The organism is Bacillus sp. FJAT-28004 (genome assembly GCF_001280845.1).
Classification (GTDB): Bacteria; Bacillota; Bacilli; order Paenibacillales; family Paenibacillaceae; genus Pristimantibacillus.
Genome location: NZ_LGHP01000001.1, coordinates 140,359 through 157,743, shown reverse-complemented (window position 1 = coordinate 157,743; position 17,385 = coordinate 140,359). Strand labels below are relative to the sequence as shown.

At 43.2% G+C, this 17,385-nt stretch carries 17 protein-coding genes and 1 pseudogene; 1 reads left to right on the top strand and 17 read right to left on the bottom strand.

The genetic code is table 11. The features are described 5' to 3' along the window. Positions 1-52: 52 nt before the first annotated feature. Positions 53-670, bottom strand: coding sequence for a hypothetical protein (locus AC787_RS00695; RefSeq protein ID WP_054023030.1), 618 nt, complete (start codon positions 668-670; stop codon positions 53-55). Further along, positions 670-1,137: a hypothetical protein gene (locus tag AC787_RS00690; RefSeq protein ID WP_054023029.1), complete on the bottom strand. Its 468-nt coding sequence runs from the start codon at positions 1,135-1,137 to the stop codon at positions 670-672. The genes AC787_RS00695 and AC787_RS00690 overlap by 1 nt, the downstream gene beginning before the upstream one ends. A gap of 248 nt (positions 1,138-1,385) precedes the next feature. Here AC787_RS00690 and AC787_RS00685 point away from each other — a divergent pair, with 248 nt between their 5' ends. After that, on the top strand, positions 1,386-2,258 hold the full coding sequence (locus AC787_RS00685; RefSeq protein ID WP_054023028.1) for a VOC family protein: 873 nt from the start codon (positions 1,386-1,388) through the stop codon (positions 2,256-2,258). 109 nt (positions 2,259-2,367) lie between these two features. Here AC787_RS00685 and AC787_RS00680 read toward each other — a convergent pair whose 3' ends face one another. The 15 genes and pseudogenes from AC787_RS00680 to AC787_RS00615 form a co-directional block, all read right to left on the bottom strand. Beyond that, positions 2,368-3,132, bottom strand: a complete 765-nt coding sequence (locus tag AC787_RS00680) for a sugar phosphate isomerase/epimerase family protein (protein ID WP_054023027.1) — start codon at positions 3,130-3,132, stop codon at positions 2,368-2,370. Between the two features lie 2 nt (positions 3,133-3,134). Next, the gene (locus tag AC787_RS00675; RefSeq protein WP_161807501.1) at positions 3,135-4,196 is read right to left on the bottom strand and encodes a Gfo/Idh/MocA family protein; all 1,062 of its coding nucleotides are present in this window, start codon (positions 4,194-4,196) and stop codon (positions 3,135-3,137) included. A 59-nt stretch (positions 4,197-4,255) separates the two neighbouring features. After that, positions 4,256-5,251 carry a LacI family DNA-binding transcriptional regulator gene (locus AC787_RS00670; RefSeq protein WP_054023025.1) on the bottom strand — a complete coding sequence of 332 codons (996 nt, stop codon included), beginning with the start codon at positions 5,249-5,251 and terminating at the stop codon, positions 4,256-4,258. Positions 5,252-5,403: 152 nt separating this feature from the next. Further along, positions 5,404-6,966 (bottom strand): DUF3502 domain-containing protein, encoded by a 1,563-nt coding sequence (locus tag AC787_RS00665; RefSeq protein ID WP_054023024.1) that lies wholly within the window; start codon positions 6,964-6,966, stop codon positions 5,404-5,406. 69 nt (positions 6,967-7,035) lie between these two features. After that, entirely contained in the window at positions 7,036-7,935 is a 900-nt protein-coding gene (locus AC787_RS00660) for a carbohydrate ABC transporter permease (RefSeq protein WP_054023023.1), read from the bottom strand. A gap of 17 nt (positions 7,936-7,952) precedes the next feature. Next, positions 7,953-8,897: an ABC transporter permease gene (locus AC787_RS00655; protein WP_200930687.1), complete on the bottom strand. Its 945-nt coding sequence runs from the start codon at positions 8,895-8,897 to the stop codon at positions 7,953-7,955. A 574-nt stretch (positions 8,898-9,471) separates the two neighbouring features. Further along, entirely contained in the window at positions 9,472-10,518 is a 1,047-nt protein-coding gene (locus AC787_RS00650) for a DUF4179 domain-containing protein (RefSeq protein WP_054023022.1), read from the bottom strand. Further along, complete coding sequence (locus tag AC787_RS00645; protein ID WP_054023021.1) at positions 10,484-11,011, bottom strand: RNA polymerase sigma factor; 528 nt, start codon at positions 11,009-11,011, stop codon at positions 10,484-10,486. Before AC787_RS00645 ends, AC787_RS00650 begins: the two co-directional genes overlap by 35 nt. 402 nt (positions 11,012-11,413) lie before the next feature. After that, complete coding sequence (gene rsgA, locus AC787_RS34615; RefSeq protein ID WP_235561040.1) at positions 11,414-11,536, bottom strand: GTPase RsgA; 123 nt, start codon at positions 11,534-11,536, stop codon at positions 11,414-11,416. 190 nt (positions 11,537-11,726) lie between these two features. Next, positions 11,727-12,302 carry a dihydrofolate reductase family protein gene (locus AC787_RS00640; RefSeq protein ID WP_054023020.1) on the bottom strand — a complete coding sequence of 192 codons (576 nt, stop codon included), beginning with the start codon at positions 12,300-12,302 and terminating at the stop codon, positions 11,727-11,729. Positions 12,303-12,644: 342 nt separating this feature from the next. Then, complete coding sequence (locus AC787_RS00635) at positions 12,645-13,274, bottom strand: type 1 glutamine amidotransferase family protein (RefSeq protein WP_054023019.1); 630 nt, start codon at positions 13,272-13,274, stop codon at positions 12,645-12,647. Between the two features lie 82 nt (positions 13,275-13,356). Continuing rightward, on the bottom strand, positions 13,357-14,319 hold the full coding sequence (locus AC787_RS00630; protein ID WP_054023018.1) for a helix-turn-helix transcriptional regulator: 963 nt from the start codon (positions 14,317-14,319) through the stop codon (positions 13,357-13,359). Positions 14,320-14,467: 148 nt separating this feature from the next. After that, positions 14,468-15,316, bottom strand: coding sequence for a TIGR02452 family protein (locus AC787_RS00625; protein ID WP_054023017.1), 849 nt, complete (start codon positions 15,314-15,316; stop codon positions 14,468-14,470). 45 nt (positions 15,317-15,361) lie between these two features. After that, positions 15,362-15,893 (bottom strand): annotated as a pseudogene (locus tag AC787_RS00620) (NADAR family protein). Continuing rightward, complete coding sequence (locus AC787_RS00615) at positions 15,890-16,783, bottom strand: NUDIX hydrolase (RefSeq protein ID WP_054023016.1); 894 nt, start codon at positions 16,781-16,783, stop codon at positions 15,890-15,892. The pseudogene AC787_RS00620 and the gene AC787_RS00615 overlap by 4 nt, the downstream one beginning before the upstream one ends. Positions 16,784-17,385: the final 602 nt, after the last annotated feature.

Genomic DNA, 17,385 nt, shown 5'->3' with positions numbered 1-17,385 from the left:
CGATCGCTTCAAAAAAAAGCGCGGACGGCTCTTCTATTACGTTGCTTCACTATTAACTCTCTGTTTTCGCATCTGCTCTAATTTCTCGTTGCTCATCATTTAGCTCATATAATATTTGACTTTTTTCATCATAAGCAATCAGCTTATTCATCTTGGAATTTGACTGCTCATGATTAGAGTTACGAATGGAACGCGTCGCTAGATATACACCGTCTTTAATAAGCGCATCTTGCTCATAACCATCCCACCACTCGATATGCACTCTACTAACATTAGGATCATTCAGTTGACCAACCGCATAATAATGGACATACTTTCCAAAAGTCGAATAACCCCATTGAAAGCTGAGTATGATTTGCGGGTCCAGCTTCATCCCAGCCCCCCCGCCACGGTAACTCCAAAAAAGTCCAAGCGTGCGTTTTACGAACAATTGATGATGGATCCCATTTTTGCGATCAACAATTTGAAGCAGCTCGTAGCCCTGGCCAGTCTTAGATTTTATGGAAATAGGAGCATAAGGCAGCTCCATCATATTCAGAGCATACTGTACGACCTTTTCCAATCGAACAGAGCTTTGTGAGAAAAGCGATGCATAAACAATTAAGCAAGCCAGAAGGATAAAAAACCAACGGATGAAGTGACCGAGAATTGTTTTTGTAGATGCCTGCATCAGTCTACCTTCCCCTCTTCAAGTGGAATAGAAAAGGAAAAGGACTCGCCGTAAGCTTCATTGAATACGGTAACACTTTTCATATCAGGCGGCACGTTACTAAATGAAAATTCACCGTATGATCGATATAGACGCATGTGTTTAGCTGAGCTGTTATTCTCAAAAACCTCATTGGTATCTGTTTTTAATTGAATGGAATTAGGCAATAGCGGCACCGATAATAATTCCCGTGAGGACAAATAAACGACTAGCTTCCCTTCACCGTAAACAATGCCGTCAATGTTTACCTCTTTGTTAAAATAGGTTTGCTTGTCAGCTTCCACCTTATAATAAATGCCCTTCTTCTTAGCCTCGCTCAGCTCAGCATGATGACCAAATAAGTCAATAGAAGGAAGCCCCAGAAGCAGTGCCATTCCTCCAATGACAACGAGCAGCACCCATTCCACCCTGCGTAATGTTTTTCTCATATCACCCTCCTGTTGACAAAAATTCGAAAAGTTGATTACTTTTAATAAGTTACTTTAACTTTTACTATGCATATGTTATCCTAAACCTACTTATAAGAAATAAGCATATCGAAGCCTAACTGCATAATGAGCAATGATTGTTACTTTTTCCAATATTGTACATGATATAGACGTAAAGGACTATGCTTTAGGTGCAGTGTATTCAAAGCAACGATGTCTCACACCATATATTTCAAGGAGGAATTGCCATGTCGACATTTTTGGATCAGCATATTTCACTGGGCGAAGTGAAGCTTAAGGTTAGTCAGCTCAGTCGTTCCATACTTTTTTATGAGGAAGTCGTTGGGTTAAAGGTTTTGCAGCACGATGAAGTAAATCGAGTTGCATCTTTCACTGCTGATGGGAAGCACACGCTGCTAGTTCTGGAGGAAGTGCCGAATGCCGTGGTTCCGCAAAAACGTTCGCATGCCGGTTTGTACCATTTTGCAATATTGCTGCCTGATCGTCGTTCGTTATCGCTTGCGCTCCGCAACTTGATCAAAAGCGGCATACCTATCGGGCAGGCCGACCACTTGGTTAGCGAGGCGCTCTATATTTCTGATCCGGATCATAACGGCATCGAAATTTACGCGGATCGTCCGCGTGAAGAGTGGAAGCAAGATGCTGGCGGCAATTATGTGATGGCGACTGACCCGCTTGATTGGGAAAACCTGCTTGCCGAGAGTGACGGTCTAGAATGGAGCGGTCTCCCACAAGGCACTGTTATTGGACATATCCATCTTCACGTTGGCGACCTGCGGAATTCGCGCGCTTTCTATGAAGGTAAGCTAGGCTTCGATGTCGTTGGTGACTATGCTCAAATGGCAGCTGTATTCGTCTCTGCTGGCGGGTACCATCACCATATCGGCATGAACATTTGGGCAGGTGCAGGTGCCACTTTACCGCCAGCTAACACAGTTGGCTTATCCTACTATACGATTGTTTTCCCAACTTCGGCCTCTCGTGAAACTTGGCTGGAGCATCTGCGCAGCGAAGGTGTTGAAGTTGCGGCGCAAGGAAACGCGTTCGTTGTTCACGACGCTTCCGGCATCGCTATTCAAGCGACTGTAAAATCGGATTAATACTGTATTCTATTGCCTCAGTAGTTACGGTATATTTTTAACAAAAAGGAGCCGATCATTTTGATCGACTCCTTTTATGTTCTAGATATTATGATCGTGCAGCGACAAATTAAAGCAATCCCTTTTCTTTTAAGTTCAGATAGCTGACAGTCGCAGTCTCGAAACCTGTAAGATTGCGGAGCTGATCCTGCTCGACAGTCATCCATTCAACTCCGATTTCCTTTGCCGCATGAATGGATTCCTTAATTTTCACTTCACCCGTACCGACCGCAGTCCATTTTCCGATCTCGTCAGTGCCGTATATGTCTTTCAAATGGATGGCCGGTACACGGCCCGCCATCTTGTGAAGGATGTGTGCCGGATCGGCGCCGCCAATCGTAATCCAGGCGACATCCAGACGGAAATAGAGATTTTGGGGATCCGTGTGCTCTGCTAAAATATCCAATGAATAAACGCCGTTGAAAGTTGTTTGGAACTCATGAGCATGGTTGTGGTAGCAAAATCTTAGCCCCTCAGCTGTAAAACGAGCGCCTGCTGCATTGTACAATTCAGCATCGCGAAGCAGCTGCTCCCGTGTATCTACAACATCCCACCAGAAGGTGACATCCCTCGTTTGTAACGCATGGGCCTCTCTAATCACTTTATCTAGTTCCTTCTCGTCGCGCAGCTGTTCCTTGTTGACGCTGTGCGTCGCAACTTGGAGTCCCAATCCGTGGAACCGCGCTACATTAGCCTTTACATCTCCTGCGAGCAGCTCAGCTCCACCTTCGATTCCCTCATAACCGATCTCAGCTACGCGCTGCATGGTACCCCAGAAGTCCTGCTTCGCTTCTTCGTGAACAATTCCGATTAAACCAAGTTTAGGTCTCGACATAGTTAGATTCGCGCTCCTTTATTAGTAAATTGGCCGTTCTCAAGCATAGTGATAAATGGGCTGTCTGTTACATTGGTAAGCGGCAGCTCCACGCGTGCATTTCGGCGTACCGACTCATATACAGCAAAAATAATTTCCGAGGCGCGAAGTGCCTTTTGATGCGAAACCTCAGGTTCTACGCCTGTCTCTAAACAGTCGATCACATGGCGAACATAGCCCTTCATCTGGTCGGACATCGAGGATAATTCCATCTCAGGCTTCCAAGACGAATCCTCGTAGTTGACTCCCCTTACAATTTGCCCGTCCCACATTACTTCGATAAACCCCTCGGTGCCGATCACTCGAACTCCGGCCCAAATCTTCGTCATATCCTGAGTCGGTTCCCATGTATCGATGGAGCCGGAATAGAGACTCGCTTGGACGCCGTTAGCGAATACGATATGTCCTGACGCCCCGCATTCTGATGATACGTTAAACCAGTTATATATTTCGGTGGTATCGACCGCTCCAAGCACCCATTTTACTGAGGTTTCATCAAGATAGCTTATTGCCTGATCAAAAGTGTGGATGCCGCAATCCAGTAAATTTGGCGGGGAATATAGATCCATTCGAAGCACTTGTCCGATTTTCCCTTCCTTTATTAAGCGCCGTACGGTTTGATTTCCCTTTGCAAAACGGCGTTGAAGGGAGAAGGTCAGTTGGCAGCCCTTCTCTTCGGCGATGCGGCCCATCTCTTGGCATTCTCCCCAGGTCGCGGACATCGGCTTCTCACACAGCACTGCTTTGACGCCGGCTTCTGCACAATCACGAAATACCGGTAAATGAAGAGGAGTCCATAGACAGATTAGAACCACGTCAGGCTTCTCCTTCGCAAGCATTTCCTTGTGGTCAGTGTAGATGTTTGCTTGAAATCCAAATTCGGCATTCAGCATTTCAGCCGATGCAGTTGAGATATCGGACAATGCGACAACCTCACACCTGCTGTCGACTTGTATGCCGATCGCATGTTCATGCGCACGTTTGCCACAGCCGATAAAAGCTACTCGATAGGATTGTGTGTTCACTTCGAAATCCTCTCCTTCAATTTCGTTTGAATGGTTTGAAAACATCGATTCATAAATTCTTATTCCTCTCTTTTTTGCACAGAATCGCGTATCACCAATTGTGTTGGGAATTTATAAAGCTGATCAACCTCTTTACCTTCAAAAATCTGAAATAACACATGGGCGGCCAATGCGCCGCGTTCATATTTAGGCTGCATGACTGTCGTGAGAGAAGGCCGGACATACTGTGCCAATTCAATATCGTCAAAACCAATGACCGAGACATCAGCCGGCACTTTGATGCCATGCTCCTTGAACGCTTTCATACCGCCGATTGCCATTTCGTCGTTGGCATACATAATGCCGGTTGGCAATCTTCCTTGCGCGATAAGCATTTTGGTCATACTATAGCCGTTATCCCGGTTAAAAACCCCAAATTGGTGTAGTTGTCCATTCCAATCCAATCCATGTTTGCGCAATGCGCTTTCATATCCGTTAACCCGCATCGCATGAAGACGGTCTAACGCTTTACCGCCTATATAAGCAAGATCCCGGTGGCCTTGTTCGATTAAATATTCCGCCGCCATGTAACAGCCTTCTTCGTTATCGACTTCGATGCTGACAACGAATTCGTTATCTACTCTCCGATCAAGCAGAATGATTGGAAATTCTTTTCTGGCTGATTGCATAATAATATCTTCGCTAATATTGTAGGCCAATACGATGGCGCCATCGACCCTCTTCTCCGTCAAAAATTTGACTGCCGTGGACGATTCCTCTCCCATCGAGCTGCAAACCAGTAAGTCATATCCTTTGGACAATGTAACTTCTTGAATGCCTTTCATCAATTCCGAATAATACGGGCCAGCCAAATCCGTCACGATAAGCACAATCGTTCGCGTGCTGCTTCTTTTCAAATCAGAAGCGATTCCGTTTTTCTGATAATTTAATTCACGCGCGGCTTCTAAAATTTTTTGTTTCGTATGTTTGCTTACTTTTGAGTTATTATTCAAGGCGTACGAGACCGTCGATATCGATACACCTGCCATTTTAGCGACATCTTTTATCGTAGCCATTTCTGTCTTGTCACCCCACACTTCCGAATCAGGGGAATCCCTCATCCGAAACCAATGTTTTCTTTGTTAAGCGCGAGCGGCTGCCGCCGGATTTTTGAACTCATGGATAAGGGAGCTATGAACATAGCTCCCTTACGGCCTCTCAATATTCGTCAGTTTCCAGATTCAAAACTGGTAAGCTGTGCTTGCACTTCTGCAATGACCTTGTCAACCCCCGCTGCTTGCAGCTGTTTTCTGTACTCAGCTACCGCTTCTTTCGGATCTTTGCTTGTTTTGCCGAGCATTAGCTGCATGCCCAGTTGTGAGTTCACGTTAGAAATAGCTGCAATCTCCGTCGTCACATTCTTTGAATCGAAGCTGAATCCCATGTACGGATCGTTGATGGAGAAGGTATCCCATTCCGCGTACAAGTCGTTACGAACCGGGTTTTCCGTATCCATGCGCAAATTATATTTATCATTCCGTAAGGACCATGTAGCAAAACCTCCGCCGTCAACTTTATCATCAAAACCGGCCGGCGTTTTCTTAACGCCGTCTTCAATGATGTACTGACGTCCTTCGATGCCATATTGTATCAAATTGTAATATTCCGGATCAGTCATGAACTTTTCAATTGCCATCAGTGCACGTTCCGGATTTGCTGAATTCGAGCTGATAACAGTGGAGTTCTCTACGCCCATTTTCCGTTTAATCTTCTTGCCTGCTTCAGCGAATGTATAGAAATAAGGATCCGATTCCGGCTGTGCTTTCATGTCCGTTCCATACTTACCAATCCAGTCCTGTGCATGAGTAAGGTAACCAGCTGAGTTAGCCGCTCTAAAGTTAGTCCCGGCATCGACTTGCGAGGACAGGATGTCCTTTGGCCAGTAACCTTTATCCGACCACTCGCGCATTTTCACAGCCCAATCTTCAAACTCTTGGGTGAAGGCCGGGTGGAATACGTTTTTATAATCTTTCGGACTTTTCGTAACAAGATTAAGCTCCGTTAGAGATATACCAGGCGCGTTCTGCCACTCACCCGTCGTATCGACCAGCATTCTAAACATGTTAAAGGCGTCGTTTGCATTGCCGTTGATTGGCGAATAGGACTCGTTCGCCAATACATTGTCCATGTATTTCTCCATGTCTTCAATGGTGCTGATTTTCTCCATGCCATACTTCTTCAGCAGATCGGAGCGGTAGCCAAAACCAGCGGGCGTGTACTCACTGTACAAAGAAGGCACGCCGTAAATTTTGCCGTCGAACTTAGAACCTGCCCAGGTTTCTTCAGGTATAGCTGCCTTCAGAGTTGGGGCAACCTTATCCAGCATGTCCGTGATATCTACGAGCGCATCCTGTCCGGCCAGTGAATAATAGGACACTGCGGCACCAGGTGACGCATGAGACATATCAAACTTCTCGCCAGAGGCGAACAGCAATGGATACTTAGTAGCAATATCTGGCCAGTCAATATACTTGACCTCCAGTGTCGCATTGATATCGCGTTTTAGCAATTTGTTGATCTCTGCCAAAATGTCCTTATTGGCAATGCCTTCAGAACCCCATAAATAATAAACAAGCTTAACCTCTTTAGAAATGTCTACACCGCTCGAGTTAGTAGACGCTCCCGGCTCTGTGGATGGCGTGTTCTTTTCCTTTGAAGATGTGCAGCCAGCGAGTAGGCTGGTCAGCATTATAACAGCCAGTATCAAAATCGAAAATGGTTTACCTTTCATGTTATTGCCCCCTTTTTTAGTTACGAATCTTACTTCTATAATAGATACACCCTTAGTAAGGGGTATTTATTAACCTTTAACCGCACCAATGGTAAGACCCGATACAAAATAGCGCTGTGCGAATGGATATAACAGGATAATCGGACCCGTTGCCAATACGGCAGTAGCCATCTTAATGGATTGTGTCGGTAACTCCGCCGTATTGATGACCACGCCCTGATTAATAAGTGCTTGGATATTGGTCTGGTTGATCATGCGCTGCAAAAAGTATTGCAAAGGAAATTTGTCAGGCGACTGGATGTAAAGCATGCCGTTATACCATTCGTTCCAAAACCCGAGCGCCGCGAAAAGGCCAACGGTAGCGAGTGACGGAATCGCAAGAGGGATAAATATTTGCCAATAGATGCGAAAATCGCCCGCGCCGTCAATTGTAGCTGACTCATACAAGGAATCAGGGATCGCTTTCATGAAATTCCGCATAAGGAAAATCGACCATGCGCCGACTACACCGGGCAAAATCATAGCGAATAAGCTATCCTTCAGATGCAAATATTTGACCATCAGGATATAACTTGGAATTAAACCGCCGGCAAACAGTGTCGTAAAGTAGATCATAAAGGAGAAGAAATTACGATACTTAAAATCCTTCCGGTTAAGAACAAAACCTGCCATTGACATCATAAACAATCCTAAAGCGGTGCCGACAACCGTAATAAATATCGTTACGCCATAAGCTTTCGATAACGCTGTCGAGTTATTGATCAGCATTTCGTAAGCCTTGATGGAAACATCGCTCGGAATCAGTTTGTACCCTTCGTGAATGATTTCCTGCTCATTCATAAAGGAAGAGGAGATCATCAGGACAAAAGGAAACAGGCAAGCCAAGGCGAAGCAGGTGATACACAAATAGCTGATTACTTTTATAAATATACTGCCGAAATCTTCTTTTTCTTTGTTTTTATTTCCCACATTATCCACCTCCCATTTTAAAACAAGGCGCTGTCCGGTTCGATTTTACGAACGATCAGATTAACCGTTAACACTAGGATTAAACCGAATAAGGATTGATAGAAGCCCACTGCTGCGCCCATGGAGAAGTTGAACTGCCCCACCAGACTGCGGAAGACATACGTATCAATGATGTCTGTTTGAGGATAGAGCACCGAGTTTGTACCAATCAGATTATAGAACAGGTCAAACGAGCCCTTGAGAATTCCGCCAAGACCAAACAGCAGCAGCAAAATAAACGTTGGTTTAAGCATAGGCAAGGTCATGTAGCGAATTCTTTGCCATCTGCTGGCCCCATCCATATAAGCCGCTTCATAAAGATCATTGCTGATGCCTGTAATTGTCGCTAGGTAGACGATCATGCCATAGCCGGTTGCGCTCCATATTTTAAAAGCAACAATGATGTACTTCCAAATATCAGGATCAGAATAAAACTCGTAGCGCTCCAGGCCAAATGAGGTAATCATCGTATTAATAAAGCCGGAGTTAAAATTGAACATATTGTAGGCGAACACACCGACAATAACCATGGAAATGAAATGCGGCAGCAAAAGTACGGATTGAGAAATCTTTTTGAACCAATTACCGGAAATTTCTGAAAGCATAATGGCAAAAACAATTTGGATGATGTTCCCCAGAGCGAGAAAAGCAAAATTGTAAAGCAGCGTATTTTTTGTGATATTCCAAAGATCACCCGTTTTAATTAAAAATTCGAAATTTTCTAAACCTAGAAATTTGCTTCCAAAAATACCTTTGCTGATATTGAAATCAACAAACGCTACGTATGCCCCTGGCATGACTAGATAGTGAAAGATAATAAAATATAAGATGACGGGTGACAGCATAAAAAACAGAATCTTGTTCTTCAAAATCTCCCGCAACACATTTCCACCATGAAGCTTAAGTCTTGTTATGACATACATTTAGCCCATCTCCTGTTATGGTTCTTCTTAATAGAATCACTTCTTTTGAATGCGCTTTCATTCTTTTGAAATTTAACCGCCCCCACAGTGGTGAGATATATGATGCTTATTTTTGGTAACGTTTCGATTTTGAAATAAACATAATGATATTTTCGCGGAAAACAATGAATATGAACAACACTCACGATCCAAACCTTATGCTAACGCTTACATTTACATAATTGGATGTCGAAACGTTTCTCTTAAAACGAATAATACAACATGATCGCATCGAAATCAATCCTTTTTTTAAAAAATGTATCCGTTTACATTTCATACTTATTCGAACGTAAAAGTTACCAAGAGGCCTCAGTTTCCCCTGTGTGAAGCATGAACAAGTGATCTTATCTATTCTTTATCTGTAATGGATGCACAAACTCGAACCGTTTCGAACTTTTCGTCCTTTCGTCAACCTTTTGTAATGAATTCAACTAACTTCTTACCTAGCCCTCTTCCTCTGTATCCTGTCCATAACATCAACAAAGAAAAGAGGAACTGCATACCTGCAGCTCCTCGTTTTCGCACAACTATAAAATTAGTCCATCGGAATGACAGTATCAAAAAATTCGACTGATTTTATTTCTTTATCATTTATAATGGGGGTAAATGGTTTCACGATCGTTATGGTGTTAGTTATCAGATCTCCTGAGGACATCCCCTTAAAAACAGCCGTTGTCTCCGATGTTCCATCTTTGTAATGTATGGTGATCGGATAATGATCCGCATACTCGTTTAGCCCTATTTCCCGCGAGGAGCGGCTGGCCGCCTCAGAAATCTCTTTGGTATGCGCACTGTCTACTTTTATTGTAACGGAAATCGGCGAAATGGAAATGGATGATAGTGTTGCTTCGTAGTTATATAATGATATGCCCTGATCTATCTGATACGTTGTTGAAATATCCTTATAGTCCAAATTGAATTTGATTTTCCATGAACCTGCATTTATTTTTTCAAATATATCGGGATAAACATCTGCCGCCTCTAAACCACTAAGCATCAAAGTAACAGGACTTCCTGCGATTGTTCTATTCTCCGTTAGATAATTCATCATTAGACTGATTTTATTATCGTTAGGATTCTCATCGTCCAATAAGGTGTAACCGGTTGAGGAGCTGTTTGAACTCATATTATCAAAACTTAAAAGTGTCTCAAAACGATACCGTTTCGCATCTAGAACTGTACCTTCCGGCGCTGTGAAGTCCATTAAGATGTAAATCAAATTGCTGTCGCCGATAATTTGCTTAACTTCTAGCGTTCCATTCTCGTTTACCGCCTGCTTGTTCACCACATGAGCGCCGTTTTCCAAATACACCACTTGCTCGCTATTCGCTGGGTTTAGAAAGTTCAAAAATTTCATATCCAGTCCCATATAGCTGGCTGCAAAAGCAGTTGTCGTTAGCAAACAGATCATGACCGCTGCTGCCAGCATCGCGGATCTTACATGTCTCCAGGATGTAGGCATTCTTTTCTCCACGGTTTCGGATTCAATTTTTACAATCATGTCATGTAATAGTTTGTCCTTATGTTCCTTATTAGGCTTTATGGTTTCAAATATTCCCTTGAACTGGTTTTCCGTCAACATGTATCCCTCCCAAATCAGCCTTCAGGCGTGTGCGCCCTTTTGATAATTGCGTTTGCAACGTACTCTCTTTTCGATCTAACAGTTTCGATATTTCTTTTACGGAATAATCCTCAACATAATAAAGGTACAAAACCGTTCTGTATTTTTCGGGAAGCCGAAGCAATTTCTCGAGTACATCCCTCTGCTGCTCATCGTTATCCCAGTATGTTTTTTCCGGCAAAACGTCTATATCGACCCGGCGAGATCTCCACCAGCTTTTTAATACATCTTTACAGGTATTTTTGGTCGTTACAATAAGCCATGCTTTTTCATGATCACGGTCATGAAAGGCTTTATTATGCTTGAATAGCTTCAAAAATATAGATTGAACAGCATCATCCGCATCCGTCGTATTTTTCAAAAGGATGAAACATAATCTGTAAACCATATCAATATTCCGCTGATAAATTTCAGCAAATTCACTATTTGTGCGCGTTAAAGATTGGTTGTCCATTTATTCACCTCCTATATATAACACGAACGATAACTTGAAAATATCTCATAAAAAAAGAAATTTCTGAATTGTAAAATCGTTAACTTATTTTTGATGTCACATCAGTCTAAGACTTTATTATCTTTTAACATATGGATACAGTAAATAAGAGTGGCCACACGCAATTTGCGTAGGCTACTCTTATTTTTGAATACATATTATATTAAATTTCACTGGCGTTGCATAAATCCTGTCGCCGCTCATCTTCCGTCAGTGGAAGTGAGAGGCGACAGGATGATCCGATAAAGACAAAGGTCTTTCCAAGTTCCATATACTCCTTGACAGCAAGGAAGCCATCTTCGGATAACCCTGTTGTTGTAAGCACATCTACGCCTATGGTAACCGTGGATACTTCATCGAGTCTTATTGGAGATCATCACACAAATCCGATTTAGTGAGAACAACAACCGGTGTTGCTTCACTGTCCCATGCAATCGACAAATACCGATCAAGTCTACGCAGATTAAAATCGTTATTGAGTGCCATACAGATAAAGACGGTATCGATGTTTCGGAATAGGGTCCGTTGCAACGTACCCCGTCAGGAAGACGCTCCCTGGCCGGTTTCTGCCTTGCGCAAATACGCCCCCGTTATCGAATGCTCGGGAGCAGCAAGCTGGACAGGAGTGACTTCGAATACATTTCGGCCACCCCGGCGGCCGCCCTCGGGACCCATGTCAATAATCCAATCCGCGCTCTTGATCACCATCCAAATGATAAATTAGTTGTACCACGCCTGAGGAGAACGTTCTTGTATTAACCATTTTTAAATTCAACCTCTGTTTTATATCCACAAACAGCGGTTTCCCTTCTCCCAAAACAACAGGGTGAACAGATAATCTAAATTCATCAACAAGTCCTAAATTGATAAAAGTTGTAATAAGACTTGCTCCACCATATAGCCAGATGTCTTTACCAGGCTTATTCTTTAATTTATTTACTTCTTCAAGAATACTATCATTTATGAATATTGCTTTATTATCAGTCCCCTTTTGCGTCCTGGAAAACACATATTTCTCTTTACTATGAACCAAATCCCAAAATTCTTTTTCAGAATCCGTATGTTCAATTTCCGGAGTAAATTGTCCCCATAATTCATAGCTTTTTCTTCCATATAAAATTGTATCAATTTGATTTAAAAAATTAATAAACCCCATCTCAGAGTCCATAATGCACCAATCAACTTCACCATTTTTCCCTTCAATAAAACCATCTAAAGTAACCGCTAAATCTAAAATTATTCTTCGTTTCATGATTTGTTACTCCTTTCGTTAATCTACCACCCATTATAGACCTCAAATACGTCACCTTATGTCATATTAATAAAAGTTAGGATATCTTTTTAACAATGCTGTCCGTCAGAGCGTAATGACCATGCCAGGTTACCCGAAGGCAGCCGTTTGGAGTTATGATGTAATTCTGGATGTGACAGGTGATAACAATCTCTGGAACTAATTTGGTCGATTTTACTAGTGTTACTGCGGCACGTAATAAACACAAAAAAGAATGTGTAGAACCGCCAAAAATCCCCTTATAAAGAAAGTAGGAAACCACTTTAATAGGGGACTATCCATTGTATTTTGGTTTACTATCAGCTATTTGATAGAGTCCATTAACTCGAAGAAGTATTTGGGATCATGAGTCTGATAAAGATTGAACCATGAATGTAATGTTTCTGGTGCAAATACATCTAGCACCTTCAATACATGTTTCGCAAATTCCAATGGAGCTGTTCCTGATGCAGTAACTAAATTCCCATCAGTTACTGCTGGTTCCGTTTCATAATATTTTTCTCCAATATAATTAGGACAAATCATCTTCATATATTCTAGATTGTTGCTTGTATGCCTTCTTGAGTCTAGCAATCCCATCTTTGCAAGTCCCAGTGTTGCTCCACAAATCGCCGCAACAACAGCACCTTCTTTTAAAGATTTAGAAACTTTTTTCAATATAGGTTCGTGAATTGCTTCTATCCAAGTATTTCCGCCTGGAAGAACTACAACATCAGTACTTTCCAAAATACACTCATCAATAGAAATACTAGGTAGTATTTTCAATCCTCCCATTGTAGTAACAGGATTTTTATCAACGCCTACTGCAACCACCTCTAAAGGCGCTAATTCTTTTTTAAAATACCTTCCCGAGTTTAGTTCAGCAATTAAATAACCTACCTCCCAGTCTGCCATCGTATCAAATACATAAAGATACACTTTTTTTGTATGCATAATACACACTCCTTTTGTAATTAATTAATCGATATACCCTATTATAAAAAAACTTTACTGACATCTTCCGTCAGTAAAGTTTTTAAACTTGATAATAATTAATTAACTCATAAAGAACTTCAATAAGTTTTTGCTTCAAACTCGTTGGTTCAATGACTTGAATAGATTTGCCATAGGATAAAAGTAAATACGGTACATACGTATGAATTGCTTCTTCTTCTAGTAGAAATATCACTTTATTTGAAGTCCGTTCTTTGAAATGATGTCCTAAAAACCAATGCTGGCATAAGTTATCCAACGCACTTGTCTTACCACTAACAACTAAAGGGATAAGTGCTTGCTTATCTTTCACTTCGGGAAGTAGGCTTTTCATAAAAAATTCACTTGCCGAAAAAACCTTTGGACGATCGAAGGTAATTTCGGTTTGAACAATACTGATAATTCGCCCCACTCTAAAACTTCGGATTTCATTCCTTAGATGACAAAATGCAATGACATACCAGTTATTATTCCAATAAATAATTCCATATGGATCAACAATCCTATGTGTGGTCTGCTCTTCATGACTTGTATGGTATTCAATTTCTACAGATGATTTGCTTACTATACCTTGCTCCAATTTCTTCAATATCGGCTCCATAGATGATTTTCCAATTGGACTTATTACTTCAAGCCCTTCTAAATGTTGCTTGATCATTCTTTCCTGCTCTTGGTTTGAATACATTTTTAGCTTTGATGTTGCTCTGTTTAATGCCTCCCCGAAAAAATATCCAGCTTCTTTTGCAAAAACAGCAGCATGAAGTAATGCCGTTTGCTCATCAACATCAAAAAGAAGCGGACTTTCAATAAAATTATTCAACAGGGTATATCCCCCATTATGACCTGTGTCAGATATAATCGGCACACCACTGGCAGAAAGTGCATCAATATAACGGTAAACAGTCCTTATATTGATCTCTAACTTTTCAGATATTTGTTTTGCAGTAATTTTCCTTCCTGAATTCAACATCCATAGAATCGCCATCATATTGTCAATTTTAGATATAAGATTTCACCTCATTATTCCACTCTATCGAACGTGTTCAATAGCAATAAATTCATTAACAATTTCAATGTTGATAGTGTACTTTAACATATTTAGTAAAAATGATACGGTTCACCGTATCATTTTTAGAGCGAATTAAAATGAGCACCTAATCGGCCATTATGTTGCTGTGCCCATTGAACTTCTTTTCAAAAGCATGAATGCACTTACCCTCTTTGGAAGTGTCCAATACCGCAAAACGAATTTCCGAAAACAGTAATCCCAAGCCTTCATCCTCCAGAAGCTCGTGCCACCATCCTGCCACCTTCATCGGTTCGTTTCGGAAAACGCCACAGCCGTATGCACCCAAGATGAGGTTGATGTCGCCTTTTTTTGCGAATATCGCCAGGGCCAGTCGCATCCGGTCTTTCATCATCCATTCCGCCTTCCGGGGGTCCTCTCCCTTAAGCAGAACCTGCCCATAATTCACGGCAGGCAGAGTCAATACTGAAGCTGTCACCGGCCGCTCTATAAGGTCGAACCGCTGGTCACGGAAAAACACTACGTCCGGCGAATAGATGGCGTGATTAGTATACATCATCGATTTCCAGGCTCGATTAGCCTTATAGTAGCTTTCATTGCGCATCTGCGTTTCATATAATCCGCTGGAGACCGCCAGGCTTTCTTCCTGAGCCATCGCCCCGTTTAAAAATCCTCCCCCGGGATTTTTCGCACTAGCGAAGTTTAACACGCCGACGCGCCCTTTCCCTGTCTCCGCAAAATCCAAAATCGCCTTTACTGTGGGCTCGTTGGTGACAAAACAAGCGGCGCCTTGCGGCAGCCTAGGTAGCCCGGCAATTCCCCGCACCAGTGATTCTCCATGTTCCGGCGTAATCAACTCGCTATTCTCCTCCGAATGCTTTTGCGCAGTGGCGAATTCTACCCGCCGCCCCTTATATACATAGAAGCCTTGCCGCTGTATCCGTAATGTTTCCTCGGCAATTTCTTTTCGTTTCATTTCATTCATTCCCCCTTCTTTCATTAAACACAATTCCGGTAGAAGTTAATCCCGCAGCAATTCGTCCCTCGCTTCGGTCAACACGAATCCGAGTAGGTTCCTCCCCCGCCATTTTACGGGATTATCCGCGTCCGGATTGGACTGGCCCATGCCGATCCCCCAAATGCTATCCTGTGGGCTGGCTTCGACGAGAATACGGTTTTTCGTTGACTTGAGATATTCGCCAATTAGCCAAATTGCCTCTTTTAACGATGCCATAGCATTCTTTGTCCCAAGTGTCCTTGTCGAAGTTTCTGACTGCACGCCCGTAAGCTTTCATCTCCTTGGGATGCTTAGCTTTACGGATCACGTCCAACATTTCGTCATCTCCAAACAGTCTTGCTTTCTCGGACATCATAAACTGCTCGACACAGGAATACTCGATCCCCTCTACCACGAAAGGGCTCATCCACCATTGGCTGAAGCAGCTTTTGTCGACGCCGTCGTCCTTTGGCGGTGTATGGCCCCAGAAGAACACAAACTTAAACGTTTTGCCAGCGGTGTATGCTTTTCTTAACTGCTCGATATTGTATATCATCGATATTCCTCCAAATTTCTCCGATACAAGCGGGAAGGACGGTGTCCTGCATTTTCAGTATAATGATCGGTCTCCGCCACGAGATCCGCAACTTTACGCCGGAAGGCGGCTTTCAGCAGCTCTTTGTCCAAGATCACCTCGTAAACCTGCTGCAGCTCCGTCAAAGTAAAGAGTTGCGGCATCAAGTGTAGCGCAATATCGGTATAATTCACTTTTCCCCGCAGTCGCTCAATAGCGCAAGCGATAATCTTCGCATGATCGAAAGCCAATCCGTCATTCGATACGATGGAGTACACGGTTGAAGTCGAGGCCGGCTTTGACGTCATCGTCCGATCCACAACTGCCGTAAGTTCTTCCTCTTCGCTGCTTAGCTTGAGCTCGTATTCCATCGTTTTCACATACCCATCATCAATAAGCTCTTTCCGCTCGCGCAGAAGCCGATAGGTTACCTTGAACCAGGCAGCGCCGACAGCGTCATCCCCTGCTTTCAGCTGTACCTGATCGCTGTTAATTAAGGCCATGTAGCTGCAGCTCATCACCCAGGTGCGAGGGTCCCTTCCAACATCGCTGAAGGTATACAACTGCTCCAAATATACGCCATCCACACCGGTCTCCTCACGCAGCTCCCTCACCGCCGCCTGCTCCGTCGTCTCTTCCGGCCGGACGAAGCCGCCCGGAAGCGCCCAATTGCCCAGGAACGGGTGACCTCCCCGGCGAATGAGCAGAATTCGCAGCTCTTTTTCCGGAAGCTTGCGGTAGCTGTCCGCCTCCGTATTCGTTACGGTAAAAATGACCATGTCCGCCGCCACCGAAGGCCGCTCGTAATCCCCGGCACGGTACTGCTCGAAAAATTCACGTTCCGTAAGCCCATCGCGATCCAACAAATTCAAGCGTCCTTACCTCCTTGGTTCTTTATTCTAGCCGTACAGCTCTTCGAAATAGTTCCGGTAGGTCTCAAACTTCACCAAGACCTCGTTTACTTTGCGCATTCGTTCCTTGAGGCCTCCCCGCATGACCTCTACAAACAAACCGTTGATATAAGCCAAGTACGCGTAACCGACCGTATTGTACTTCCGAGAACATAACTCATCAGGGTTCCTTTCACCGTAAGCACCACACATAGCACCCCGGTGATAGAGACCGTAAAACCGACAGCAATCGAAGTAAACAAAACTAGCCAGACGATTTCAATCAGATTCCAGCCGCCCCATGTTTTATCCACTTTCATTTAATTTCTATACCTTCACCATTCGGTATATAGTTAGTAACTTTTTGATAATAACAATTTATTACTATCAAATATAGCAAATAAGAAAGGAAGATGCAAGTAAAAACGTGGAGATGCTTCCCCATAAATCTGGCCCCGACCCATTGACCTTTGATGGTGTTCACCATAGCAAAAAGCACCCCTTATCGTCTTCATCGGCCTAAGCATTAAGGTTGTCCAATGTTGACTATAGGGGGTGCACTTCAAATGACCGATGATCTCTAA